Source organism: Mariprofundus sp. EBB-1, from assembly GCF_003665155.1.
Taxonomy (GTDB): Bacteria; Pseudomonadota; Zetaproteobacteria; order Mariprofundales; family Mariprofundaceae; genus Mariprofundus.
Map to the genome: position 1 here is coordinate 44,923 of NZ_RCFQ01000007.1, position 23,568 is coordinate 68,490.

Annotated in this window: 26 protein-coding genes; 11 read left to right on the forward strand and 15 right to left on the reverse strand. The window is 47.3% G+C overall.

The window, feature by feature from the left end; translation table 11 throughout:
- Positions 1-360: 360 nt before the first annotated feature.
- Complete coding sequence (locus D8Y20_RS04450) at positions 361-1,332, forward strand: SPOR domain-containing protein (protein ID WP_121541839.1); 972 nt, start codon at positions 361-363, stop codon at positions 1,330-1,332.
- An 86-nt stretch (positions 1,333-1,418) separates the two neighbouring features.
- Here D8Y20_RS04450 and D8Y20_RS04455 read toward each other — a convergent pair whose 3' ends face one another.
- Positions 1,419-1,715 carry a hypothetical protein gene (locus D8Y20_RS04455; protein WP_121541840.1) on the reverse strand — a complete coding sequence of 99 codons (297 nt, stop codon included), beginning with the start codon at positions 1,713-1,715 and terminating at the stop codon, positions 1,419-1,421.
- A 331-nt stretch (positions 1,716-2,046) separates the two neighbouring features.
- Here D8Y20_RS04455 and D8Y20_RS04460 point away from each other — a divergent pair, with 331 nt between their 5' ends.
- The gene (locus D8Y20_RS04460) at positions 2,047-3,171 is read left to right on the forward strand and encodes a YbdK family carboxylate-amine ligase (RefSeq protein ID WP_121541841.1); all 1,125 of its coding nucleotides are present in this window, start codon (positions 2,047-2,049) and stop codon (positions 3,169-3,171) included.
- On the forward strand, positions 3,168-4,403 hold the full coding sequence (locus D8Y20_RS04465; RefSeq protein ID WP_121541842.1) for a M20 family metallopeptidase: 1,236 nt from the start codon (positions 3,168-3,170) through the stop codon (positions 4,401-4,403). Before D8Y20_RS04460 ends, D8Y20_RS04465 begins: the two co-directional genes overlap by 4 nt.
- Positions 4,404-4,440: 37 nt before the next feature.
- Here the strand turns inward: D8Y20_RS04465 and D8Y20_RS04470 are convergent, their stop codons facing one another.
- Both D8Y20_RS04470 and D8Y20_RS04475 read right to left on the reverse strand, forming a co-directional pair.
- The gene (locus D8Y20_RS04470) at positions 4,441-4,836 is read right to left on the reverse strand and encodes a hypothetical protein (protein ID WP_147434017.1); all 396 of its coding nucleotides are present in this window, start codon (positions 4,834-4,836) and stop codon (positions 4,441-4,443) included.
- Positions 4,837-4,890: 54 nt separating this feature from the next.
- Positions 4,891-5,523, reverse strand: a complete 633-nt coding sequence (locus D8Y20_RS04475) for a response regulator transcription factor (RefSeq protein ID WP_121541844.1) — start codon at positions 5,521-5,523, stop codon at positions 4,891-4,893.
- 94 nt (positions 5,524-5,617) lie between these two features.
- On the opposite strand from D8Y20_RS04475, the gene D8Y20_RS04480 reads away from it, so the two are divergent.
- The 6 genes from D8Y20_RS04480 (at position 5,618) to D8Y20_RS04505 (ending at position 9,607) form a co-directional block, all read left to right on the forward strand.
- Entirely contained in the window at positions 5,618-6,205 is a 588-nt protein-coding gene (locus D8Y20_RS04480; RefSeq protein WP_121541845.1) for a cytochrome b/b6 domain-containing protein, read from the forward strand.
- A 102-nt stretch (positions 6,206-6,307) separates the two neighbouring features.
- Entirely contained in the window at positions 6,308-6,706 is a 399-nt protein-coding gene (locus tag D8Y20_RS04485; protein WP_121541846.1) for a DUF1924 domain-containing protein, read from the forward strand.
- 31 nt (positions 6,707-6,737) lie between these two features.
- Positions 6,738-7,304, forward strand: coding sequence for a diheme cytochrome c (locus D8Y20_RS04490; RefSeq protein WP_121541847.1), 567 nt, complete (start codon positions 6,738-6,740; stop codon positions 7,302-7,304).
- A gap of 9 nt (positions 7,305-7,313) precedes the next feature.
- Positions 7,314-7,619 (forward strand): PepSY domain-containing protein, encoded by a 306-nt coding sequence (locus D8Y20_RS04495; protein ID WP_121541848.1) that lies wholly within the window; start codon positions 7,314-7,316, stop codon positions 7,617-7,619.
- Positions 7,620-8,297 carry a response regulator transcription factor gene (locus D8Y20_RS04500; RefSeq protein WP_121541849.1) on the forward strand — a complete coding sequence of 226 codons (678 nt, stop codon included), beginning with the start codon at positions 7,620-7,622 and terminating at the stop codon, positions 8,295-8,297.
- A gap of 86 nt (positions 8,298-8,383) precedes the next feature.
- Complete coding sequence (locus tag D8Y20_RS04505) at positions 8,384-9,607, forward strand: ATP-binding protein (protein ID WP_161957576.1); 1,224 nt, start codon at positions 8,384-8,386, stop codon at positions 9,605-9,607.
- A gap of 5 nt (positions 9,608-9,612) precedes the next feature.
- On the opposite strand, the gene D8Y20_RS04510 is transcribed toward D8Y20_RS04505, so the two are convergent.
- Both D8Y20_RS04510 and D8Y20_RS04515 read right to left on the reverse strand, forming a co-directional pair.
- Complete coding sequence (locus D8Y20_RS04510) at positions 9,613-10,314, reverse strand: EI24 domain-containing protein (RefSeq protein WP_121541851.1); 702 nt, start codon at positions 10,312-10,314, stop codon at positions 9,613-9,615.
- Positions 10,311-10,520, reverse strand: a complete 210-nt coding sequence (locus tag D8Y20_RS04515) for a putative signal transducing protein (protein WP_121541852.1) — start codon at positions 10,518-10,520, stop codon at positions 10,311-10,313. Before D8Y20_RS04515 ends, D8Y20_RS04510 begins: the two co-directional genes overlap by 4 nt.
- Positions 10,521-10,792: 272 nt before the next feature.
- Between D8Y20_RS04515 and tldD the strand changes: the two genes are divergently transcribed.
- Positions 10,793-12,235 carry a metalloprotease TldD gene (tldD, locus tag D8Y20_RS04520; protein ID WP_121541853.1) on the forward strand — a complete coding sequence of 481 codons (1,443 nt, stop codon included), beginning with the start codon at positions 10,793-10,795 and terminating at the stop codon, positions 12,233-12,235.
- Positions 12,232-13,626: a TldD/PmbA family protein gene (locus D8Y20_RS04525; protein ID WP_121541854.1), complete on the forward strand. Its 1,395-nt coding sequence runs from the start codon at positions 12,232-12,234 to the stop codon at positions 13,624-13,626. The genes tldD and D8Y20_RS04525 overlap by 4 nt, the downstream gene beginning before the upstream one ends.
- 291 nt (positions 13,627-13,917) lie before the next feature.
- Here the strand turns inward: D8Y20_RS04525 and D8Y20_RS04530 are convergent, their stop codons facing one another.
- The 10 genes from D8Y20_RS04530 to pgi form a co-directional block, all read right to left on the reverse strand.
- The gene (locus D8Y20_RS04530) at positions 13,918-14,556 is read right to left on the reverse strand and encodes an EF-hand domain-containing protein (protein ID WP_121541855.1); all 639 of its coding nucleotides are present in this window, start codon (positions 14,554-14,556) and stop codon (positions 13,918-13,920) included.
- Between the two features lie 198 nt (positions 14,557-14,754).
- Positions 14,755-15,183, reverse strand: coding sequence for a group 1 truncated hemoglobin (locus tag D8Y20_RS04535; protein ID WP_121541856.1), 429 nt, complete (start codon positions 15,181-15,183; stop codon positions 14,755-14,757).
- Between the two features lie 163 nt (positions 15,184-15,346).
- Positions 15,347-16,228: a fructosamine kinase family protein gene (locus tag D8Y20_RS04540; protein WP_236075249.1), complete on the reverse strand. Its 882-nt coding sequence runs from the start codon at positions 16,226-16,228 to the stop codon at positions 15,347-15,349.
- Between the two features lie 4 nt (positions 16,229-16,232).
- Positions 16,233-16,766 carry a DUF2062 domain-containing protein gene (locus D8Y20_RS04545; RefSeq protein ID WP_121541857.1) on the reverse strand — a complete coding sequence of 178 codons (534 nt, stop codon included), beginning with the start codon at positions 16,764-16,766 and terminating at the stop codon, positions 16,233-16,235.
- Positions 16,763-18,304: a methionine--tRNA ligase gene (gene metG / locus D8Y20_RS04550; protein WP_121541858.1), complete on the reverse strand. Its 1,542-nt coding sequence runs from the start codon at positions 18,302-18,304 to the stop codon at positions 16,763-16,765. The genes D8Y20_RS04545 and metG overlap by 4 nt, the downstream gene beginning before the upstream one ends.
- A 94-nt stretch (positions 18,305-18,398) precedes the next feature.
- Positions 18,399-19,337, reverse strand: coding sequence for a DNA polymerase III subunit (locus D8Y20_RS04555; protein WP_121541859.1), 939 nt, complete (start codon positions 19,335-19,337; stop codon positions 18,399-18,401).
- Positions 19,338-19,383: 46 nt separating this feature from the next.
- A complete protein-coding gene (gene tmk, locus D8Y20_RS04560; protein WP_121541892.1) occupies positions 19,384-20,025 on the reverse strand; it encodes a dTMP kinase in 642 nt (213 codons plus the stop codon).
- Positions 20,026-20,241: 216 nt separating this feature from the next.
- A complete protein-coding gene (locus tag D8Y20_RS04565; protein WP_121541860.1) occupies positions 20,242-20,712 on the reverse strand; it encodes a discoidin domain-containing protein in 471 nt (156 codons plus the stop codon).
- A gap of 29 nt (positions 20,713-20,741) precedes the next feature.
- A complete protein-coding gene (locus D8Y20_RS04570) occupies positions 20,742-21,536 on the reverse strand; it encodes a dienelactone hydrolase family protein (protein WP_201265526.1) in 795 nt (264 codons plus the stop codon).
- Positions 21,537-21,878: 342 nt separating this feature from the next.
- Positions 21,879-23,525 (reverse strand): glucose-6-phosphate isomerase, encoded by a 1,647-nt coding sequence (gene pgi, locus D8Y20_RS04575; protein WP_121541862.1) that lies wholly within the window; start codon positions 23,523-23,525, stop codon positions 21,879-21,881.
- Positions 23,526-23,568 lie beyond the last annotated feature (43 nt).

The window sequence follows — 23,568 nt, forward strand, 5'->3', positions numbered from 1 at the left end:
AATGATGTAATAGAGCTACTTTATTATCCATCTGATATGCTGTGTTCTCGACTATTCACTTTCCTCTTTCACTGTTCTGTTCTTTGCGTATGGTTTCCGGCAGGGGAATTGATGCAATAACCACGGCTTACGGTTATTTCATGCATACAGAGAGGAGTCTGCCGGACTTAGGGTGATCGTAGCGAGCGAGCGGGAGAGCGAGTCAAAAATAGCATGATTTTGAAGAGCATAGTGTTAACTATGTGGCGATAAATCAGGATGTTTTGGGCCGCTATCTCTGCCGCGCAGTAGATCTCTTATAAGTCCGACAGACTCCTAGATAGATGAGGGGATTCCTACAAATATACAACGTGGTTTTTCATGGACAAAAAAGATAACAACGAACCAATCACTGAAGAAGATTACGATCTTTTTTACGGCTTTGTAGATTCGGTTTTTGAAGAGAAGAAACAATTCGAAGGTGACAATCAAAAAACCTCCGCAGCTCTCACGAATTCTGAGTGGGTATCGGAACCCTTTGAAGAGTTTATTGTCGGCATGCCACAGCAGGATGGCGGAAAATACTATTCACTCAACATCATCTCCCCTGATTTAGATCCCTCACCAGTTAGCGAGATCCACCCCAACCACTACGGCACCATCAGTGGTATGATAATAAGCACCACGATCTGCATCGCAGTGGTGTTCTCTCTTTATTTTTTCACTACTCCAGATCGGACTCCAACAGAAGATATGGCCAAGCTTCACAACATTGAAAACAAACTGAATGCCATAGAATCAAATATGGCTGCAGCAGAACGTATAGACATACAAATACAAGCGATGACTTCGAAACTAAATAAACTCAACACGCTCATTGCATCATCCCAACAACAACGTTCAGCGGCTCCAGTTCAGGCAGCGCCAAAAGTGTCCATGCCAAGCGCAACAATACCGAAAGCAGTAGTGTCAGCCCCGGCGATTCAAAAGGTAGCCGCTTCAGCCCCGGTAACGCGAAAAAAAGCAGTGTCAGCAGCAATAATTCCAAAAGGAGTAGATACAATTGCAGCCGCCCCGAAAACGGCCGTGAAGGTCAGCCATAGCCTTGACAGCACATTCCCCGGATGGGTTATTAACCTGGCTTCAGTTCGCGGAACTGAAGGCGTTGATCAGCTGCTTTCCCGGGTCAAAGGACTCGGTATCCCGGCAGAACCATTCACTACCTATATAGAGGGGAAAGAGTGGACGCGAATCCGAGTGACTGGTTTTAGTAATAAAGCGATTGCATTACAAGCCATGCAAGAATTACCGAAACTTAACGTTTTCTCACACAGTTGGGTGGGGCCCCTTTAACTACGATGGAATATATTTAATGATACGCGTCAATTGATGCGGAAGTCTCAACAGTCATCAATCAAGGCACCAGAACAGATAAAGCATTAATCTTTGCTGGCAGTCATACCCGACAATACGTCCTGATACCCTTCCCGCTTGCCAAGCCACATGCGAGCAACAAAAAATGCTACGGATTGCAGACGAAACAGCATAGCCACAATGACAACGCTGGATATTCCCATCGCCCAAAGCACATTCGTTAAACCCTTATCTGTCACCATCGCATAAGTGAAGAAATAAACAGATAGCGTCATTGCAAAGATCACGCCAATCGTCAACGCGATATTTTCCTGTTTCTTCCTGATGGATACAACAATCTCTGATTGATCTTGATTCGACATGCTAAGGTTCTCCTAGAATATTCCGGCGGAATGATTGGACTACACCCGCATAAAGTCAATTGAACGCAGCATCTTATTCAGGGTAATCGCATCAAAATAGCCAGTGTGTTTATCACATTTAATCCTTCAGCATCATAGGGCAAGTGGGTTTGGTCGTGCCCTGCTGCATTTGTCATAACTAACGTCACAGTTCGCAACCTGATTATTGTTTCAGGTTTTCAGTCTCTAAGTTTTCATGCCACTGGCCGTGCCGTATAAATGCCAACCATAGAAATGCCAACACTTCATTCCAACAGATAAGCAGGTTATACTTTAGTGATGGTGATGAAGATTGAATAAAAGCGATTGCATTCCATTCCATGACTCCAGGCTCGGTACACTGGGTGTAGAGATGGAGTGGATGACAGTGGATACTAACTCCGGTGAGCAAATCCCTGCTGCACCGGATATATTATCGCGGATCAAAGCAACGCCACGCATTAAGCCCGAACTGTTTAGCTCTATTATTGAAATCAATACCGACATCCACGAGAGCACGCCTGCTGCCATGCAGCAGTTACTGGATCTGTATCGTCACATTCATACCGTATTAGAAGATCAGCCAACCGCTCTGCTCAGCACCAGTACACATCCTGTTTCGCACTGGCGTGATCAGAGGATTAGTGATGATCCGCGATACGCACAACTACTCAACCGTCTGCGTTGGGTGGCGCGTCGCTTTAATATCTGTGGTATCCATACCCATATCGGCATGCCTGATGGTGATACCTGCATCCATGCCATGAATCAGCTCTTACCCATCATGCCCATGTTTTTGGCCATCTCAGCCAACTCGCCCTTCTGGCATGGTGAAAGGACTGGGCTGGCATCCAGTCGAATCAAGATATTCGAAGGTTTAAGTCAGGGAGGCATGCCATTTTATTTCAACGACTGGCAAGACTTTGAACATTGTGCCTCCCGCCTCAAAGCTACTGGCAGCATCGATTCGGTGCGCGACATCTGGTGGGAAATGCGTCCTCACCCGAACTTTGGTACCTTGGAAGTGCGCATCGGTGATATGCCCGGCAATATAGATGATACAGCAGCTTATATTGCCTATGTACGGGCAGAAGCGATTGCTGCAGCAGGCAGTCTCCATGAAGCACAGCTACCGCGTGTACACCCCTCTCTGATTCGGGAAAACCGTTGGCGCGCTTGCCGTTATGGTATGCATGCCACCATCATTGACCCGCTAACTGAAGAGCTGATGCCGCTGCTTGACTGGTTAGAGCAACGGCTTGATAGACTGGCCAAACAGGGCGCCGACAGCGCTGAATTGGATATAGTTTTTGCACGTCTTCCACACTGGCGTAAACATGGTGGTGGTGCAGAAATGCAACGGCAATTGTACGAAACAACAGATGATTTTCCCGCCATGGTAAAAGCAATGCGGGAACAGGACGGATGGACCTTATGAGTTTCGAATCAATCAATATCAACAACATCGCAACAGGCACAGACGACCTCAAACATCTGAATGCCACACAACTGGAGGCAGCGATTGATACGCTGCTGCCCGAAGTCATTCGCACTCGCTGCCTTATTCATCAACAACCTGAACTTTCAGGACATGAAAAAGAGACGGCTCAGTTGGTGGCAACCGTGTGTCGCAATGCAGGTTTAGAGGTTCGCGAACATATTGGAGGTCACGGTGTTCTGGCCTGTCTGCATATTGATGAAAACAAGCCGTGGATCGCTTTTCGTGCAGATATGGATGCCCTGCCTATTCAGGATGGCAAAAACCAATCCTACTCATCCCCAGTAGCCAATGTATCGCATAGCTGCGGGCATGATGCACACACCTCCATACTGCTGGGTACCGTCTGCCTGCTCAGCCAGTGCAAAGAGGCCTTGGATTATAATATTGCGTTTATTTTTCAGCCGGCTGAAGAGACATGTCAGGGGGCTGCCGCCATGCTTGCCGATGGTGTCTGCAAAGAGCTTCGACCCGAACAGATTTATGCGCTGCATGTCTATCCATATCTACCAGCCGGTTCCATTGGTTTAAGAAATGGCCCCATGTGTGCCGCCGCTGATATGTTTGACGTTGAGATTCATGGTCGGGGTGGCCATGCCGCCCGCCCGCATGAATGTATCGATGTGATTCTGGTTGCCAGCCATGTGATTCAGGCGCTGCATCATATTGTCAGCAGGCGGGTGAATCCTCTGCATCAGGCCGTCCTCACCATTGGTCAAATTCATGCCGGTCACGCCGGTAATGTTATTCCAGATCACATCAGTTTTTCAGGCACCTTCCGCAGCCTGCACCCGGAAGTCCATGAAGAGATCCGCACCTGTATGGATCACATTATTCGTCAAACATCTGAAGCCTGGGGGGCAAGCAGTAAATTTGTGCTCAAACAGGCTACACCAGTGCTTACAAATAACCCCACCCTCTTGCAACGTGCTTCAGATATATTTCAGACACTCACTCCAAATATCAAATGCCTCGACATTCAAGAACCGTCCATGGGTGGAGAAGATTTCGCCGAATTCATGCGTGAGATACCCGGCTGCCTGTTCCGTCTCGGCACCGGCGGCAGTCCTGAAACCCGCTACCCCTTACATCACCCTAATTTTGATATTGATGAATCATCCATGCATTCCGGCATTTCCGCTTTCGCAGCATTGGCTCTATCCGCTAAATAAGCGATTGGCCAAAGCATAACCGAACCAACAAACTTGATTAAGAGACTTGTGGGTTATCCATAGATTTCGCGTATTCATCGAACATTCTGGCAATCGTATGGCGCGTAATCCACGTTTCACCTTTAGCAACGCTCTCAATCACATGTTTGAGCATATGCTCTGGCATATGATCAGGAATATAAGCAAGCGCTCCCGCTTTAGCCGCCGCATACTCCTGAGTGTCTGTTATCGTAGCGCTCATCAATATGACATGTGCCTTTGAACCAATAAAACCATGTGGAGGGATTTGATTCCAGAAAACAAGGTCACCTTGATGCACTCTTTCTTCTAAATCTCCATATCGTATCGTTGCAGGATAGGATTCAACTTCATGGCCAAGCTTTTGTAATAAAGCGGCAAGATCAGTCTCTGTTTCCTGTACAAAGATTTTCATAATAACACCTCTACCGCTTCCACTGGCAATGCACTGACACGCTTTCACCTGCACCTAACATGCTTTCATTTTCAGGACGGCCGACATCCGATCCTTCACGCCAAGTTTGTCATATATTTTATAGAGATGGGTCTTCACCGTACTTTCGGAGATAAAGAGTGTCTCTGAAATCGCTTTGTTTTTCATACCGCGTGACACACACTCCATCACTTCCATCTCTCTATCCGATAACAGTGGATGACTGGCAGAATAATTGGCAGCTGCACTTTGCCCGATAAACATCGCCAATACCTTGGCTGACACTTCCCGATCAAACCACACTTCGCCCTGATGCAATACCTTGATGGCACGTTTTAGCAATTCCTCAGAGATATCATCGCCCAGATGACCTTTTACACCGAGCTGGATATATTCGAAAATCACATCTCGATCATTCACTCCGGTAATCACGACTTTAAGCTTTGGATAGTGATGAATGATATTTCGTACATGTTGCAATTGATTGGCACTTGTCACATACGCAATCAACACATCAACCCGTTTATTTTTCAGTACTTCATCGGCTTGGAAAAATGAATTATCGCACTCGAACACCCTGAACTGCATCTCACTTAACATGCAGAGCGCAACCTGATCAGACAGTATCTCGCTCAAATGATGCGTAGATGCGATGGTTATTTTTGCCATTCATTGAATCTATTACTTTCATCCTCTGAATCAATAACGGATTAATCACCACAGATTCAGCTTCATTTCAGTTTACCTTATTATTGTTCGCCACATGAACAACACCAAACAGATACTGATCTGGGATCCTCTACTGCGTATTTTTCATGCCTTATTGGCAGTGTGTTTTCTTGCCGCATATTACGTGGAAGATGACATGCTCAAACTGCATGTCCTGCTCGGAAGTATTGTGTTCGGCCTGATCATATTCAGACTATTCTGGGGCATATTCGGTACAGAACACGCACGATTCTCTGATTTCATCTATTCGATCACACAGATCAAAAATCACCTGCTCAGCCTGGTTTTCTGGAAACCTTCGCATCATTCTGGCCATACCCCCGCAGGTGGCGTGATGATCTTCTTTCTACTGGCAGGTCTGCTGATACTCACAATCAGCGGTATCATGCTCTATGGTCTTGAGAATGATGTTATTCCCTTCGCACATCGAATGGCCGACATGAACTTGGATAGCATCATATTCATAGAACAGTTGCACAGTCTGATCGCAGATACACTGATATTGGCGGTTCTGTTGCATATCGCAGGCGTGCTCGTTGAGAGCATCCTGCAACAACAAAACCTGATGAAAGCCATGATTACCGGCTATAAAAAAGTACGGAGTCAGCATCATGAACGTTGATTTACATCATTTTTCCACGCTGTTAATGGATCAGATCTCACACCGCCGACAACTGATAACAACCACACTAAAACCATATAATACAACACAAAAGGAGAGCAGATGAAATACCTTACCATCATCATACTATGCATGTGCAGCTGGAGCGCTCAGGCATCTGAAGCCGTCATCACAGGCTTACAGGACAGTTATCGCAATGAAGGAGCGACTGCATTCTCCTCCTCTCGCGGACAATCCATGTGGACTCAGACATTTACCCAGAAAAAAACAGGCCAGCAGGTTAATTGTGCCAGCTGTCATACCACCACACTCACAACATCAGGATCGCATATCAAAACGGGAAAAGTGATTGCGCCGATGGCCGTGTCGAGCAGCCCGGATCGATTCAACGATCCTGTAAAAATTGAAAAATGGTTCTTACGCAACTGCAAATGGACCATGAATCGCACCTGCACCGCACAAGAGAAAGGTGATTTTCTGGCCTACTTCCAGAGCCAATAAAAACAACATCAAATAACAAAAGGAGCAAACAATGAATAAAACAATATTAGTCGGAGCCATTGTGATGGTATCCAGCATCATATTATCAGTTTCCAATATCGCATTGGCCGACAAAGATAGCGAAAGCCACTGGGGTGGCACATTTGAACGCACCTCTACTGTACCAGCGATAAACAATGCCCTATATGCCACCGAATGCAGCGCATGCCACTTTGCCTATCAGCCCGGCTGGCTACCTGCCCGCTCATGGAAAAAAATGATGCGTAATCTGGATGATCATTTTGGTGAGAATGCTGAATTGGATCAGATGAGTAACGACACCATCACCAGCTATCTGGTAGCTGAGTCAGCAGACCACCAAGCCAATCGAAAAAGCACTAAAATACTACGCTCAATCAGAGCTAACGATGCACCACTGAGAATATCAACATTGCCCTATATACTGCGTAAACACGATGAAATTCCGCAACGCATGATTCGTGACAATACCAAGGTTGGATCAGCTGCGAATTGTATTGCTTGCCATACAGGTGCTGCAGAGGGACAGTTTAATGAACATGGCGTCACTATTCCGGGTTATGGCGCGTGGGAGGATTAAACAAACAGTATGAAAATAGTGCGACTGACATGGACCATGATACTGCTGTTGATCATTTCTACGGCCTCCACGGCATGGGCGGATGATGACCATGAACGCGCTCGCCAGTTGCTTGAGCAGGGTAAAATTCTGCCTCTATCTGACATCATCAAACAGGCCAACGCACTTTATCCAGGCAACGTGCTGGAAGTTGATCTAGAGGAAAAAAGTGGCGAAATTGTCTATGAAATTGAGCTACTGGGGGACGACGGTGTCATTATGGAAATGCTCCTTGATGCACGAAGCGGACGTATGATTTCATTAAAGAGGGACTAAATGCGACTATTATTGGTTGAAGATGACGAAATGCTGTCTGCCAATCTGACCATGCAGCTCAAACAACATGGTTTTGCCGTGGACACAGTATTTGATGGCACCGAAGCACTTTTCATGGGTGAAAACGAGCCCTACGATGTGATTATTCTTGATCTCGGTCTGCCCGAAGTATCGGGTATTGATGTACTCAAGCAGTGGCGCAGTAAACAGGTTTCTACGCCTGTGCTCATCTTAACCGCACGCGATGCATGGCATGAAAAGGTAGATGGTTTCCGCGCTGGAGCCGATGACTATCTGAGTAAACCATTTCATATTGAAGAGCTTCTTGCCCGCATCGATGCATTAATTCGTCGCTCAAAAGGCAATGCCGGAGGACAGATAGAATCCGGTAACTTCAGGTTGGATGAGGCAACACAAAGCGTATCGAAATTGATTAATCATCAACCTGTCACGATTAGCCTGACAGGCGTGGAGTTTCGATTACTGCGATATCTGATGTTACATCCTGGCCATGTCTTCAGTGACTCTCATCTGCTTGAACATGTGTACAACTATGACTCAGAAAAAGAGAGTAATGTCATTGAGGTTTACATTAGTAAATTAAGAAAAAAATTGGGTAAAACGTGTATCCTGAATCGCCGTGGTCAGGGTTATCTGTTCAATCCGGACCAAGCATGACATCTCTAAGCCGGCATCTCTCCTTATCTCTTGCCATTAGCCTAATCTGCGTTTTTCTGTTTCAGAGCGTGCTTGTTGGCATCGAAATGCGAAAGTTGACAGAGAATGGTGTGGTTTCGCGTCTGGACGATGATATGGAAGGCATTCTTGCAACACTTTCCGTGCAATCAGAACAGCCTCCGGTGATCGAGTGGGATCATATCCCGAAGATATTCATGCGCCCTTTTTCCGGCCACTATTTTCAGCTTCGACAGGAACAACAAGCAGCCATTCGCTCCAGATCATTATGGGATATTGAACTGGATAATTATCAGGATGGTATCGACCACGCTGTCATCGGACCAAAAGATCAGCAGCTTATTATTCTCACCCGCTCTTTCACGCTACACGGTCAACATATCGTGCTCAGTGTTGCAGAAGACACATCCCAATTGGAAGCTACATCACTCTATTTTCAAAAGCGCCTGCTGATACTTTCGGCCGGAGCATTATTTGTGTTGCTGATCATCCAGTTATGGGTCATTCGGCGTGGTTTAAAACCGTTGATTGGTCTGAGACATGAACTGCAGCAACTGGAAGCTGGAGAGATTGATAAACTGGAACAACCGGTTCCCTCTGAAATTCAACCACTGGTTGAAGAAGTAAACCGACTATTGATGGTGATGCAACAACGTTTGCAACGTTCACGCAATGCCATGGGTAACCTGTCTCATGCATTAAAAACCCCGTTAACACTGATCTTTCAGATTCTCGAACATCACAAGGGAGATGATGATTATCAACAGGTGCTTGAACAGGCTCAACGCATAGAAAGCCATATTAATACACAGCTCTCGCGAGCCCGAACCGCAGGCCATACAATGGGCAACACATGGCCAGAACCTGAACAGGATCTGCGTGACCTCATCTCCACGCTGGAAAATATTTACCAGCATCGCATTGCCATCGCATTGGATTTTAAACAGATAGCAACCATCAGCGCAGACAGAGAAGATATGATGGAAATGATTGGAAACCTGATAGATAACGCCTGCAAATGGGCTGAGCAGCAGGTCATCATCACACTATATGATCAGAACGGCCTACATATTGTGATTGAAGATGATGGCCCCGGCATGAGCCAGCAAGAACAATCATTGGTGCTCGAACGTGGCATACGTATCGATGAATCAAAACAGGGGCACGGACTCGGGCTGGCAATCGTTAGTGAAATGATAGAAGCCTACAGCGGCAAACTTGAACTTGGAAAATCAGACAAATTGGGCGGATTGCAGGTCAATGTGATATTCCCTTCATCCATGGCCAATTAAAATTGCTAAATATCTTCTGACAAATACTTACTCAAGCCAACCACGGCGGCCGGAATCACCAGTAGATTCACAATTGGCACCATCATCAACAGCGTTGCCAAGCCTGCAAAGCCAAGATAAAACCAGCGTTTCTCAGTCAGTCTGGATTTACGTTGTTTATAATCCCAGCCACGTCGTGATGCTGAGGTATCGATCAACTCAAAGCTCAAGAATCGTACCGCACCATAGGTCCAGATGGCTGTCGCTAATGGTGGAACCCAGAAAAAGGCCAGCGCAATTGCGCCCCACAGAAGCAGCCCCAACAACGGACGCACAGAATTGCCCAGGCTCTGCATAATCATAGGTACCCACGGCGATGTTTGTTCGGTCACTTCACGACCAGAAAGCCTTTCTGTACGCACGGCCAACAGATCCAGCCACGGTGCTGATACAGCAGACCCCAACGTTACAAAGCTGACAATACCGCACACCACTGCCAGCACAAAAGCCATCGCCCAAGCCAGCCACGATAGTATCTGCCAATACCATGCATCTCCGCTAGGAATCCATAAAGTCGCCAGATAATCCACCAACCAGAACACGCCAGTTCCCAACACCAGCATCAGCACTATTAACAGCGCCAGCATACGCCATAACACAGCTCTTAATTCCGTCCGGGCCAGCAGCAGAGAGATCCCCTTCAATAAGGTCATCGCACCATGAATCATTGGTTTAGCTCCAGATCCTGAATAATCAAGTCTGCTGCCATTTTATCGTCTTCAGCAACCATCACGCGCGCATCCATCACCGTTGGCAATGGCATCAACGCATTCATGCCAGCGTTATCAATACGAAATATAATCTTTCTTGATTCCAGCGCGTCGCGCAAAATCTGGATCGTGACAGGATCGGATAGTTTAATAAGTTCAATCATGTGCAGAACCTAGAAAATTTATTGCATAGCGTCACGTTGAAAATCCAAACCTTTCACCACGAAGGCACGAAGACACAAAGGAAAGCCAAAAGAATATTAACACATAAAGTTTATTTCCAGGTGTATGAATAGGACGATTGAGAGGGTTTCAGACCTTCAATGCTACATTGCGTTGTTATTTTAATTTTTTCTTCGTGCCTTCGTGGTAAAGAATGACTTAACAATGATCAATTGCCCTTGACACCTGAGTACCATGTACGACGATTGCCATTATGCCGACACCATCGAATTACCCTACCCCTGACTCTGAACTCCCCATCGCCATTGAAACCCTTCAATCGGTACTCTCTCAGATGTTACCCGCCCAGGCCGATGACGGTGATCTGTATATTGAACACAGCGTGTCTGAATCACTGGCACTGGAAGAGGGTCGGGTGAAGCACGTATCCGCCTCCACCCATCAGGGCATGGGCGCACGCGTTATCAAAGGTGAATCGGCCGGGCATGCCTATACAGACAGATTTGATCATGCCGCGATTATGCAGGCGGGCAAATCTGCCCGCGCCATTGCCGAGCATGCGCAGAACATTGCTCCAGTCTCCATTCATCAGGGTGAAAACCGGCCAGCATCCCTCTATCAAGCCATTAATCCAGCAGATGGAGTTAACTTTCTGCAACGCAAACTGCTGCTTGAAGAGCTTGATACACTGGCTAGAAGCCTTGATCCACGGGTTGTGCAGGTCTTTGCGAATATATCATGCTCTTTTTCTGACATTCATATTATTCGCATGGATGGCTGTCATATTCAGGATGCCCGTCCACTGGTGCGCTTAAATATTTCAGTGGTAGTTGAGCAAAATGGAAAGCGTGAAACTGGCTCTGCCGGTGGTGGCGGTCGTTTTGCGCTAACACGCCTGACGGAAGGTGACGAAGCCAAGCGCCTTGTCCATGAAGCTGTACGGCTGGCACTGCTTAATCTCGATGCCCACGACACTCCCGCTGGTAATATGCCGGTGGTATTGGGGCCGGGATGGCCGGGTATTCTACTGCACGAAGCCATTGGTCATGGTCTTGAAGGTGATTTCAATCGCAAGGGTAGCTCTGTGTTCTCCGACAAAATGGGGCAACGCATTGCAGCCAAAGGCATTACTGTAGTTGATGATGGCACCATTTCTGATCGTCGTGGCTCACTGACTGTAGATGATGAAGGCACAGAAACCAACCGCACTGTATTAATCGAAGATGGTATTCTAACCGGTTATCTAATGGACAGGCAGAACGCACGCCTGATGGGCATGAAAGCGACCGGTAATGGACGGCGTGAATCCTATGCGCACCCTGTACTCCCGCGAATGACCAACACCTTCATGTTGGCCGGTCAAGATGATCCTAATGATATTATCAGTTCACTGGATCGCGGCATCTATGCCGTGAACTTTGGTGGTGGTCAGGTAGATATTACTTCGGGCAAATTCGTGTTCACCACCTCTGAAGCCTATTACGTTGAAAATGGTAAGATCCAATATCCGGTGAAAGGGGCAACTCTGATTGGATCAGGTCATGAAGTACTGCAAAAGGTTTCAATGATCGGCAATGATCTCGCACTCGATCCCGGCGTAGGCACCTGTGGCAAGGGCGGTCAGTCTGTACCTGTTGGTGTCGGGCTACCGACTATTCGCATTGATGAATTGATTGTCGGAGGTACTGAGGCATGAGCACAATTGTGAAACACAGCGCCCAAAAACATATCTCAGGGCAATCCCTTCAGTTACTTGAAGCAGCCAAAAAGAATGGTGCTATTCATGCAGATGCCGTGGCAATTTGTGATACCGGGGACTCGATCAGTATCCGCAATGGTATCGTTGAGTCGGTGGAGCGCGAAGATGCGCAGGGCATTGGACTGCGTGCGTTTGTAGAAACACCGAAAGGGTTAGCGTTTGCCACAGCCTCCACATCGGATGTATCTGAATCCGGTCTGAGCAAGCTGGCTGAACAGGTTATCAGCATGGCGCGTATCTCCGAGCCTGATCCGGATGCCGTGCCACCGGTTGGTGCTAACCACCCGAGTGCGAATGAAATGCAAGTCTGGGCAGACGAACATGATCGCACCGACTGCGGTTGGAATCTGGAACAGGCCAAATCCGCAGCCCTGGAATGTGAAGATATTGCACGCAACTATTCCGATCTTATCAGCAACAGTGAAGGTGCAGATGCCAGTTTTGGAGGCAGCCGGGTCGCTTATGCCTCCAGTGATGGTTTTATCGCCGAATATGCCAAAGCTTCAGCTTCACTAAGCGTATCGGTGATTGCCGGCACGGGTGAACACATGCAGCGCGATTACGCCTGGCACCGTGCTTTTAGCGCTCTCGATTTACATTCCCCACAACAGATTGCAGAAGAAGCCGCCAGCAGAGCTTGTCGACGTCTGAATCCTTCCCCTATAGAAGGTGGCGAGACCACAGTCATCTTTGAACCACGCATCGCAGCCTCCCTGCTTGGCCATCTGATTGGCGCCATCAACGGACGCGCCGTATTACAACAACGCTCATTTTTGGCTGAAAGTCTGAATCAAAAGATTTTCCCTGATTTTGTACGCATTGAAGATAACCCGAATCATCCTGATGGTTTGGGTAACCGTCTGTTTGATGGCGAAGGCACACGCTGTTCACGCAACCGGATCATTTCAAATGGCTGCCTCAACACATTTTTAGCTGATCGCTATGTTGCCAAACGTCTCGGGCAACAAGCCACAGGCAACGCCTCGCGCGGTTTAACCGGTGATATCGGTATTGGTTCATCCAACCTCATCTGGCAGCCCGGCGCACAGACACAGGCAGAGATGATCAGCGCTATCGGTAACGGTGTGTTGATCACCGAACTGATTGGTTTTGGAGTCAATGGTGTAACAGGTGATTATTCGCGTGGCGCAGGTGGTTTTCTGATTGAAAACGGCATGATCTCGCATCCCGTGCAAGGCATCACCATCGCCGGCAACCTGAAAAATATGTTCGCGAACATTGAAATGATCGGCTCCGACCTCACATGGTTAGGTTCCTCTGCCGTGCCATCAATTGCCATCTCAGGCATGACCGTCGCTGGAGAATAGCTACTACAGACAAAGTATTGCGTTGAGCAGTTGAGACCGCCTCCAAACCCGGACGGTCAGTAGTTGTAAAACAATGATGTTTTGCGAGTCCATAACTGTATCAAGCCAAACGACGCATCCACATTTCATGCCCGTAAAAGGTAGCGTCGTCCCCTTTAGCTTCTTTAGCTTCCTTTAGCTTTAGCTCTCAATCAGGACTTGGAAATCGGCACTCAACCGCTTTAACTTTCTGTTTAACTAAGGACACCAAACGCACATACACACAAATGCTAAAGCCTTTCGACTAAAAAATTAGACTATCCAGGATGATGTGGCGTCTATCTGATTGTTTTCTGATGCAGTATATGAACTAATCATATTCATGACCTGAGGCATCATGATATCATAACCACTCTTCCTCACCTCAGGCAAAGTATCAGAACTCTTTACTGTATCGATTGAAACTGAAGCAGTTTGGCTATAAACCATGGCCTCTTCCGCACTGACTGTACCATCACCATTAGTATCGGCGGGATCAATACTGGTGGTAGAGACATCGCTATCAGATTCTGGTTTGGGAGGAGGTGGAGGTGGGGGACCTCCCCCATGCCCATGCATAGGCCCCATGCCGCCGGGGGCCTGATTGTTTGTGGATTGACTCTCACTCTGTGGGTCGATTGTTTGCAATAGGTTCGTGAACTCTTGCTTTGTTACAGATCCATCAGCATTACTATCCATCAAGGAGAAGATTGCATCGACACTGGCTTGAGAGATCGAAACCTTATCCGCCACTCGACTCAGTGTGTTTTTATCAAAACTCCCTGAATCTTTTGGGTCAACTTTTGAAAAGAAATTATTGGTGACCTCTGTTGCTGTTTGCCGCTGAATAGGCGGTGGTGGAGGTGGGATATGTTGTGACTGTAATGAGCTGATTCCGCTTATACTGCTCATAGCCCCTCCTTTTATTGAATTTTTAGCAAACAGGTCATATTTAATCTAATTAAATATATCGGTAATATGACTATGAACTTTAGATAATATTGAATCATCTCTGATTTATGGCATCTGAAATGTGTAACAGATGGCCGTTATTGGAGCTCCCCCGGCATGTGCCCGAAGGCAGCCGTTCAGTTTATATCTAAGAACGATTTAACTTTCAGGCTTTTCGACGATCATGGGTTGTTCATATTTAAGATCGATATTTTTGAATGATTCCAGAGAATCCTTTTTGATTTTCGACCAAAAGGCACGATCAATTTTCAACCAGCGGGTGACCAGCTCAGGTGCAACCCCCTCTTCTTCAATGGCTTCACGCAACAAGCCCTGACGCACCACCAGCAGCTCTTCGGTGATGTACATGCGCATATGGGATACATCCAGATCCTTTCCCAGGTACGGTGCTTTAGATCCCATCTTTTCAGCCATAAACTGGGTTTGACGTAACTCAATAAATTTCTGGTCAAGACCTTCAAAAAACTGCCCCAGCCAGGGGTGTGCATAAACCTTATCGTAAAATGATGTGTGAATGCGCTCCATAGCAGACAAGCCACCAATCATATCAAACAGGGATTGTTTCATCTCATCTCTCCATATGTTCCATTGCCATATGATGACAACCGCGTTTTATTACTTGAGAAAAAATAAATTATAGCGGCTCCATTTATAAAGAACCATTTAAAATAAATCATTTAACCGGAGAGATAAGAAAGTCCCTTTCTTCAAGAAATCATTAGGGTTTAAATTAAAGTTCAACCAATAACTGATCTATCATCGATTCAGCCTGTTGCGCATATGAACCGCCAAACAAGTTGGCGTGATTAAGTATATGATAGAGATGATACAATGTTTTGCGTACGCTATAACCATCATCCAAAGGCCAGGCCTCACGGTAAGCATCGTAGAATTCTGATGTGAATCCACCGAACAATTCGGTCATGGCAATATCGGCTTCCCTATCCCCATAATATACAGCCGGATCAAAAATTACCGGTTGGCCTAAACTATCAAATGCACGGTTGCCACTCCACAAATCGCCATGCAATAAGGATGGCTGCGGCTTATAGCTGCTAAAGAACAGATCAAGCCCCTGCATCAAAGACTCACCCTTGGTTTGTAGTGAACCTGTAAAACCATTTCGCGCTGCCAAGTGTAGTTGAAAGCGTAAACGCTGCTCTCTGTAGAAATCGACCCAGTCGTGTGATTGTTGATTATGCTGCTGCGTCAGCCCAATCGTATTGTCACGAAACCAACCGAATTGGTCATTTTTACAGCCATGCAGTGTGGTCAACTGTCGGCCAAGGCATTGCATATCCTCGCTTCTACCAAATTCGATATATTCGGTGACTAGCCATGATTGATCTGCAGATTGACCAAAGCAGATCACTTCAGGAATTCGAATAGCATTCGCGCTCGCCAACTCAGACAGCCCGGCAGCCTCGGCTTCAAACATAGGCAATTGACCGGCCTGATTTAATTTTACGAAATAGCTACGCTCTTGATCTGCAATACGATAAACGCGGTTGATACTGCCGCCACTGATTGCTGTTTGATGTTGTATGCGAAACGCATGACCTGTGGCCTGTGTGACAGATGTTTCAATAGATTGCCAATGCAATAAGGGCACAATTTTATTCCGTGCCGTTGTTTTCTCCGGCCCGGCCTCTGTTTTTCCAGCGTAAGGTAACCATCAAACGCCACATCACATGGATGCCAAAATATCCCACAAAAGCCGCCGAGATTCCCATAATAGCGCAGCCCAGAATGAAGGGTTCCCAAATCATAGCGAGCTGAGCAGTTAAGGCATCCACATCCAAATCAAATGAAAGTTCCCTCGATTCAAGACCGGACACCCATGCCCCTAATTTGTAACACATATAAAAGATCGGCGGCATGGTTAATGGATTGGTCAACCAGACTAGAGCAACCGATATCGGTAAATTTCCACGTACAACAATCGCCCCGGCTGCCGCTAACACCATCTGAAACGGAACCGGAATAAAGGCACACAACAGCCCCACCATAAATGCTTTTGCTACAGAATGGCGGTTCAAATGCCACAAAGCTGAGTCCATCAACCTCGGACCAAATAATTTTAAATGTTTATGCTCCCGAATCTTATCGGCATCCGGCATATACCGGGCGATTAATTCTTTAGGATTCATGCATCCATCCGGGGGAATACCGGCTGCGCTTTAGCACATTGATGACCTGCTTTAAGCAGCCCCCAACCACCATGTTCAATGAAGGTGAACGATGTGGCACTGACATCTTCCGAATAAATCTGACTTAACATCTGATTCATTTTTTCAGGCATAAACGGCGATAGCTGCACAGCTACCAGTCGCAGTGTTTCAACCAGATGATACAGTACTGAATTTAATCGTGCTGTGTCCCCTGCTTTCGCCAATGCCCATGGAGCATTATCTTCAACATAACGGTTACCATGACGCACCACCACATTGATCCGATCCAGTACAAGATGAAATGCCTGTTTCTCCATCAATTCAGCCACATCACGCTGCATGGCTTCAACATCTGCAATCAGTGCACGATCAGAATCTGACTCTTCACCAACGTCAGCCAGCACACCACCGTTATACTTGGTCAGCATGGATAATGAACGGTTCAACAAATTACCAACATCATTGGCAAGTTCCGAATTATAACGTTGTTTCAATGCGCTAAATGAGAAATCTCCATCCTGACCAAAAGGTACTTCGCGCAGCAAGAAATAGCGCAGGACATCGGCATGATATTCAGCCAACAGATCAGCAGGCCTGAGTGCATTACCCTTCGACTTGCTCATTTTCTCGCCTTCAACGGTCCACCAGCCATGCGCGTAAATGCGTTTTGGCAATGGCAATCCGGCGGCCATCAACATGCACGGCCAGTAGATGGCGTGAAAACGCAGAATATCTTTACCGATCAAATGCACATCGGCAGGCCAGTGCTCGGGCTGTTCTTGATCAGGGAAACCGAGGGCAGACAAATAATTGGTCAGCGCATCAATCCATACATAGATCACATGCTTTTCATCACCCGGTACAGGTACACCCCAGGAGAAAGTGGTGCGCGAAACGGAGAGATCGCGCAGACCAGATTCCACAAAACTTATGACTTCATTACGGCGCGAGAGCGGGGCAATAAAATCCGGGTTGGCATGAATATGTTCAAGTAATTGCTCTTGAAATGCACTCAAGCGGAAGAAATAAGATTCTTCCTGAATCTTTTCCACTTCACGTTTGCAATCAGGACAATGTTTGGAATCCCAGCATTCAGCATCTTTAAGCTGTGTCTCGGTCCAATAGGTTTCACACGGGACACAATACCAGTCTTCATAAAAGTCTTTGTAAATCGTGCCTGCATTCTCAAGCCTGCGCCACATCGCTTGCACACCGGCTTTATGCCGATCGGAACTGGTGCGAATAAAATCATCATTGCTAATGCCCAGTTCCGGCCACAGGCTTTTATAACGTGCCACCACCTGATCTGCCAATTCGATAGGCGCTATGCCACGCGCTTCTGCCGCCTGTTCCACCTTCTGACCATGCTCATCCACACCGGTTAAAAAGAACACATCCCGACTGCTCATACGTTGATAACGTGCCAGCACATCGGCTGCAATGGTGGTGTACATATGGCCTAGATGCGGCTCATCATTTACATAATAAATGGGGGTTGTGACATAATAACTTTCCATCTGCTACGTGCTCTCCCTGAGTTGTGAAGATGGGACTCTAACCGTCTTCACACGTAAAAACAGTGCTGAAATAAAACGACTGAAATCCGAACCGCTAAGCTTTCAGTGCCGTGCGCAATTGCAAGATACACGCTAACAGTGCGGGACCCGCACGCAGACTATGGCGAACCACATCGGCAGGCCATCGTGCACACAGGTGCAAGGCCTGCTGAATCGACTCATGCCGGCTAAATGCGTCTGCATCCAGGCACGGAGTCTGTAACACCGGATACGCAGCATTGGTCATCATCTGTACAATCAGACCGTGCGGCACCGTTTTTAGATGATTGCGAATCCAGTTATCTATCTTACCCACATCTGCCCGTGCCATATCAGCAACCAGGGCCTGCCACTCCAACATTGCATCAGCAATCTTGCGATCCTGCAAACAAGCGACGGCACCGGGACTGCCACCAGCCACAGAAACTGCCAAATCCAGATAACGATCTTCAACCGGGGGATTTAGTTTTTGCAACACCAGACGCACATCCTGATCACACAACGGCGAACATTGCTGCAACATGCAACGGGAACGAATCGTCGCTGGCAAACGCTCAAGGTCGGCACATACCATGAGCAGCATACTACCTTCCGTTGGCTCTTCTAAACCCTTCAACAGCGCATTTGCCGCCTGCCCGTTCATACGTTCGGCATCATCGAGGATCACCACACGACGCCCACTCTCCGCCCCACTTAATGCAAGAAATGCCAACACACCTCGCACCTGCTCAATATTCAAATCGCGTTTGCCTTCAATCAACCCTGCACGAAACACATCGGGATGTGAGCCTGCCTTGAGCATCTGACAGCCATGACATACGCCACAAGCAGATTGAGTATCACACATCAGATATGCTGCTAGCTTTTCGGCCAGCACATCTTTACCAATGCCTTTCATACCATAAAGCAACCAGGCATGATGCAAATGACCTTTCTGCAAAGCCTTGGTAAACATCTGTTCCACACCCTGATGGCCAAGCACCTTGCTATTCATGAATCTGAAAAAGAGCGCTGAACAGGCTCATGTACTCCCAAAGAGATCAAAGCGCCCATCCATATTTATTTTCGATAATAAGCCTTACCTGATCTCCGACATCATCAATCCCCTGAGCTGCATCAACATGGCATATTCGCTTTGTATCAAGCGCATATTGCTGCTCAAATGCAGCAGACACCCGCTCATGAAAGGAGATTACCTCTTCATCCAAACGTGTAGCCTTCTCACCCGCTTCTGCCCGTTTTTTCATGCGTCGCATCGCTTCTTGCACCGACACATCAAACCACAACGTCAATCCCGGTCTCACACCGCACTCAGCAAAACTCAGCATCTCACGCAACGGTGCAGCCCCCTCATCGAGTTGCCTCGCTGCCAACTGATAAGCCAGCGTAGAATCAGAATAACGGTCACACAATACCCAGCGATCAGACGCCAATGCCGGTTGAATAACTTCTTTAACATGCTGAGCCCTATCTGCCAAAAACAGTAACAGCTCAGTTTCAGGCACCGGCACATAGACCCCCGCCAGTAACAACTTTCGGATCTCTTTGCCAAGCGCTGTATCACCGGGTTCAAACGTTGTTACAACATCTTCACCCCGCCCACGCAAATATTCAGCGGCGCGTTTAAGCTGCGTACTCTTGCCACAGCCATCCACGCCTTCAAATGTAATCAATTTATTCACTGATTGCCTCGCCTTGTGCTTCATCACCTTGCACGCTTAACGCTGCTGAATCCAGATGCATTCGTAAACCCGATGATTGAATTTTTTCATTACGAAACCATGCAAGCCAACCCGGGACATACGCGAAACAAGTCCAGGCACAGCCCTCTGAGTATATTAAGGTTTAAGTAGTCTCGACTCACCCGACAATCTCTGGCGTTAACGTCTTTAATACAGTCAGGCAATTCGCCATTCAGCCAGTGATGCACATATACTACCGCCACTGATATCCGGAATAATATGCAATTCCAATGCCGTCACAGCTTGCAGATTCACATTGTAATCTTCCTGCTGACGCATCGAATCCGGCCTGCTGAAGTTATATTGCTGGCGCGCGATATCATGGTATGTCTCACCCTTATCGGAGGAGTAACGCAATACAAATTCCTGCGTACGTTCCTGATTATCTTCCTGAAAGATCAGTCGAATGGCGCTGATTTTCTGTGGGGCATCGAACAACAAACGCAGCCGCTGTTCCCCTGCTTCGGCTGCTCGCCAACCACTACCACCGGCAGCCAGTGCAGACTCAAATGGATATGCCTCATCTTCGCTTGTCAGCTCAGCCCTTGCGATTGCCTCCACATTCAGCCAATCACGTTCAGCTTCTGTATCGATCTCTTGTTGCTGATTTATGATACGTTTACGCATAGACCACCCCTGTTTTTTAGCATTGTAAGTTATTTGAAAATTCTGTTCAAAAACTGTTGTAGCTGTTGCCATGAGTCTTCATCAGCAACCCGGTTATATGCCAGTGGCATGTTGAATTGCCGGGCAAAGATATCGGCTTCCGGATTCGTAAAGCTGTGTTTCACTCCTGGATAACTAACCAAGCGATAATCTACATCGGCGGCTTGCATCTCCTGCTCAAAGGCCTGCACCTGTGCCTGCGGCACAAAGGAGTCAGCGGCGCCGGTAAATACCATGATTGCGGCTTTGATCTTACCAGCCTTTACCGGGGACTGTGTGCCAAGAGAGCCATGAAATATCGCCACGCCATCCAGATTCACACCTGCCCGAGCCATATTCAGCGCAATACCACCGCCCATACAATATCCAATTGCAGCTACTTTCTCCGGATCCACACTGGCGTGATCCAACAAGGTATTTAAGGCAGCCTCAAAGCGTGCCTTCACTACAGCCACATCACCTACAGTCTCCAACATAAAGCGTTTGGCATCTTCAGGGTGTGTGGCCAACTTGCCTGTACCATACATATCCAAAGCAAATGCGGTGTACCCGAGTGCGGCCAACATATCTGCACGTTTACGCGCATAGGCATTATGCCCCCACCACTCATGCAACACGAGAATGCCCGGGCGTTTAGCTGGTATAGCATCATCAAAGGCCAGATAACCGGTAAACTCAACGCCATCGACCTGATAGATAATTTCTCTATCTTGCACTTCGGCATAAACGGTCGCTGGCATCCATACCAGCATCAGAATAGAGAGTAATGTATATAAGGGCTGCATCGGCATCTCCTGTATAACGTGCTTGTAACACCTATTCGTTCCGCACCTTGATCACTCTGGTTAGCCCCCCATCCAGCAGTCTATCCGGGAAAGCAATAATCATACTTTAGTCGTATGGCAATCTGTCGTCGGCCTTATAGCATTCAATGCAAGCTGAATGACTGCTTCGATCACCCCCCCTCCCCAGATCGCAGTCATTCAGCTTTATGAGGAATTGAGAACGAAGGAGTCTATGACGGACTCTTTTTTAACATCATCAGCTTACTTACAGTGACCAGCACAGGATACTCACGTAGAGCCACACTAAGTCCGACATACCTGCAGGCTTAGCAAACGCTCCCCTTATTCCTTTTTGTGCTCTTTGTAATAATTGATCAAGCCATTGGTTGAGGAATCATGGTTTTTCACCTGATCATAATCATCAAGTTCAGGCAGAATCTTGCGCGCCAGCTGTTTACCCAGTTCCACACCCCATTGATCATAGGCATTCACATCCCATATAATACTTTGTACGAAGGTTTTATGTTCATACATGGCAATCAATCCACCCAGTGCATGCGGCGTAAGTTTCTGAAACAGAATGGAGTTGGTTGGTTTATTACCCGGAAACACTTTATGCGGCAACAGCGCTTCCAGTTCATCACCGGAAAGACCATCTTCAATCAATTCTGCTCGCACTTCTTCGGCAGTTTTACCCTTCATCAAGGCTTCGGTCTGGGCAAAGAAGTTAGACAATAACATCGGGTGATGACGGCCAACCGGATTCTTGGTTTCTACCGGCGCCAGAAAATCGCACGGAACCAGCTTGGTACCCTGATGAATAAGCTGATAAAAAGCATGCTGCCCATTGGTACCAGGCTCGCCCCAAATGATCGGACCAGTAGAATAATCTACCGATTTACCAGAATGGGTTACACTCTTACCACTACTCTCCATATCTCCCTGCTGAAAATAGGCAGGAAAGCGATGCATATATTGATCATACGGCAGCAGAGCATGAGAGTCCGCATCAAAGAAATTATTATACCAGATACCCATCATAGCCAATATTACAGGCACATTTTCTTCCAATGGAGCCGTCCTGAAATGCTCATCCATGTCATGGGCACCGGTCAGCAGTTCTTCAAAGTGATCCATACCCAGGTAGAGGGCAATCGATAACCCTACCGCACTCCACAAAGAGTAACGGCCACCGACCCAGTCCCAAAACTCAAACATATTGGCGGTATCAATACCAAAGGCGGAAACCGCCCGTGCATTAGTGGATACAGCCACAAAATGCTTGGCTACAGCCTGTTTAGTACCACCACGTGTCAAAAACCAATCGCGTGCAGTGCGTGCATTCGTAATGGTCTCCTGCGTGGTAAATGTTTTGGATACGATAACAAAAAGCGTGGTTTCACGGTGTAGATGACGCAGTGTTTCCACCAGATGTGTACCATCCACATTGGAGACAAAATGCATGTGTAATTTATCACGCCCATACGGCGTTAATGCCTCCGTTACCATGACCGGCCCGAGATCAGAGCCACCAATACCAATATTGACGATGTCGGTGATACGTTTACCCGTATTACCCTTCCATTCACCACTGCGCACAGCCTCGGTAAATTCACGCATCTGAGACAGCACCCGGTTTACATCCGGCATCACATCCTTGCCATCCACCGTAATCGGTCTGTTGGATCGATTACGCAACGCCGTATGCAGCACAGCGCGGTGCTCGGTATTATTGATTTTATCTCCATTAAGCAGGTGTTCGGTCCAACCCTTCACATCTCGTGCGCGCGCCAGATCAAACAACAGTTTTTTGGTATCTTCCGTAGTAATGTTTTTGGAATAATCCACCAACATATCACCGACATGAATGGAGTTCCTATCGAAGCGATTAGGATCAGCAGCAAACAGATCACGCATATGCACCTGTTTCATCTCTACCGCATGTGCTGCCAGTTTTTTCCACTCATCGAGTTGCGTTAAATCAGACACGAGCCCTCCCAGGTTCACTGTTTGTTGGCAACAGGATAACTGC

Excerpts from the sequence above, each read along its gene's own strand:
- D8Y20_RS04480 (WP_121541845.1), top strand. The coding sequence starts at position 5,618 with ATGAACAACACCAAACAGATACTGATCTGGGATCCTCTACTGCGTATT.
- D8Y20_RS04515 (WP_121541852.1), bottom strand. The coding sequence starts at position 10,520 with ATGATTGAACTTATTAAACTATCCGATCCTGTCACGATCCAGATTTTG.
- D8Y20_RS04465 (WP_121541842.1), top strand. The coding sequence starts at position 3,168 with ATGAGTTTCGAATCAATCAATATCAACAACATCGCAACAGGCACAGAC.
- D8Y20_RS04555 (WP_121541859.1), bottom strand. The coding sequence starts at position 19,337 with ATGAATAGCAAGGTGCTTGGCCATCAGGGTGTGGAACAGATGTTTACC.
- D8Y20_RS04570 (WP_201265526.1), bottom strand. The coding sequence starts at position 21,536 with ATGCAGCCCTTATATACATTACTCTCTATTCTGATGCTGGTATGGATG.
- D8Y20_RS04535 (WP_121541856.1), bottom strand. The coding sequence starts at position 15,183 with ATGAAACAATCCCTGTTTGATATGATTGGTGGCTTGTCTGCTATGGAG.
- D8Y20_RS04545 (WP_121541857.1), bottom strand. The coding sequence starts at position 16,766 with ATGAATCCTAAAGAATTAATCGCCCGGTATATGCCGGATGCCGATAAG.
- D8Y20_RS04500 (WP_121541849.1), top strand. The coding sequence starts at position 7,620 with ATGCGACTATTATTGGTTGAAGATGACGAAATGCTGTCTGCCAATCTG.
- D8Y20_RS04565 (WP_121541860.1), bottom strand. The coding sequence starts at position 20,712 with ATGCGTAAACGTATCATAAATCAGCAACAAGAGATCGATACAGAAGCT.
- D8Y20_RS04525 (WP_121541854.1), top strand. The coding sequence starts at position 12,232 with ATGAGCACAATTGTGAAACACAGCGCCCAAAAACATATCTCAGGGCAA.
- D8Y20_RS04510 (WP_121541851.1), bottom strand. The coding sequence starts at position 10,314 with ATGATTCATGGTGCGATGACCTTATTGAAGGGGATCTCTCTGCTGCTG.
- D8Y20_RS04470 (WP_147434017.1), bottom strand. The coding sequence starts at position 4,836 with ATGAAAATCTTTGTACAGGAAACAGAGACTGATCTTGCCGCTTTATTA.
- D8Y20_RS04455 (WP_121541840.1), bottom strand. The coding sequence starts at position 1,715 with ATGTCGAATCAAGATCAATCAGAGATTGTTGTATCCATCAGGAAGAAA.
- D8Y20_RS04505 (WP_161957576.1), top strand. The coding sequence starts at position 8,384 with ATGCGAAAGTTGACAGAGAATGGTGTGGTTTCGCGTCTGGACGATGAT.
- D8Y20_RS04475 (WP_121541844.1), bottom strand. The coding sequence starts at position 5,523 with ATGGCAAAAATAACCATCGCATCTACGCATCATTTGAGCGAGATACTG.
- D8Y20_RS04495 (WP_121541848.1), top strand. The coding sequence starts at position 7,314 with ATGAAAATAGTGCGACTGACATGGACCATGATACTGCTGTTGATCATT.
- D8Y20_RS04490 (WP_121541847.1), top strand. The coding sequence starts at position 6,738 with ATGAATAAAACAATATTAGTCGGAGCCATTGTGATGGTATCCAGCATC.
- tldD (WP_121541853.1), top strand. The coding sequence starts at position 10,793 with ATGCCGACACCATCGAATTACCCTACCCCTGACTCTGAACTCCCCATC.
- metG (WP_121541858.1), bottom strand. The coding sequence starts at position 18,304 with ATGGAAAGTTATTATGTCACAACCCCCATTTATTATGTAAATGATGAG.
- D8Y20_RS04485 (WP_121541846.1), top strand. The coding sequence starts at position 6,308 with ATGAAATACCTTACCATCATCATACTATGCATGTGCAGCTGGAGCGCT.
- D8Y20_RS04530 (WP_121541855.1), bottom strand. The coding sequence starts at position 14,556 with ATGAGCAGTATAAGCGGAATCAGCTCATTACAGTCACAACATATCCCA.
- D8Y20_RS04450 (WP_121541839.1), top strand. The coding sequence starts at position 361 with ATGGACAAAAAAGATAACAACGAACCAATCACTGAAGAAGATTACGAT.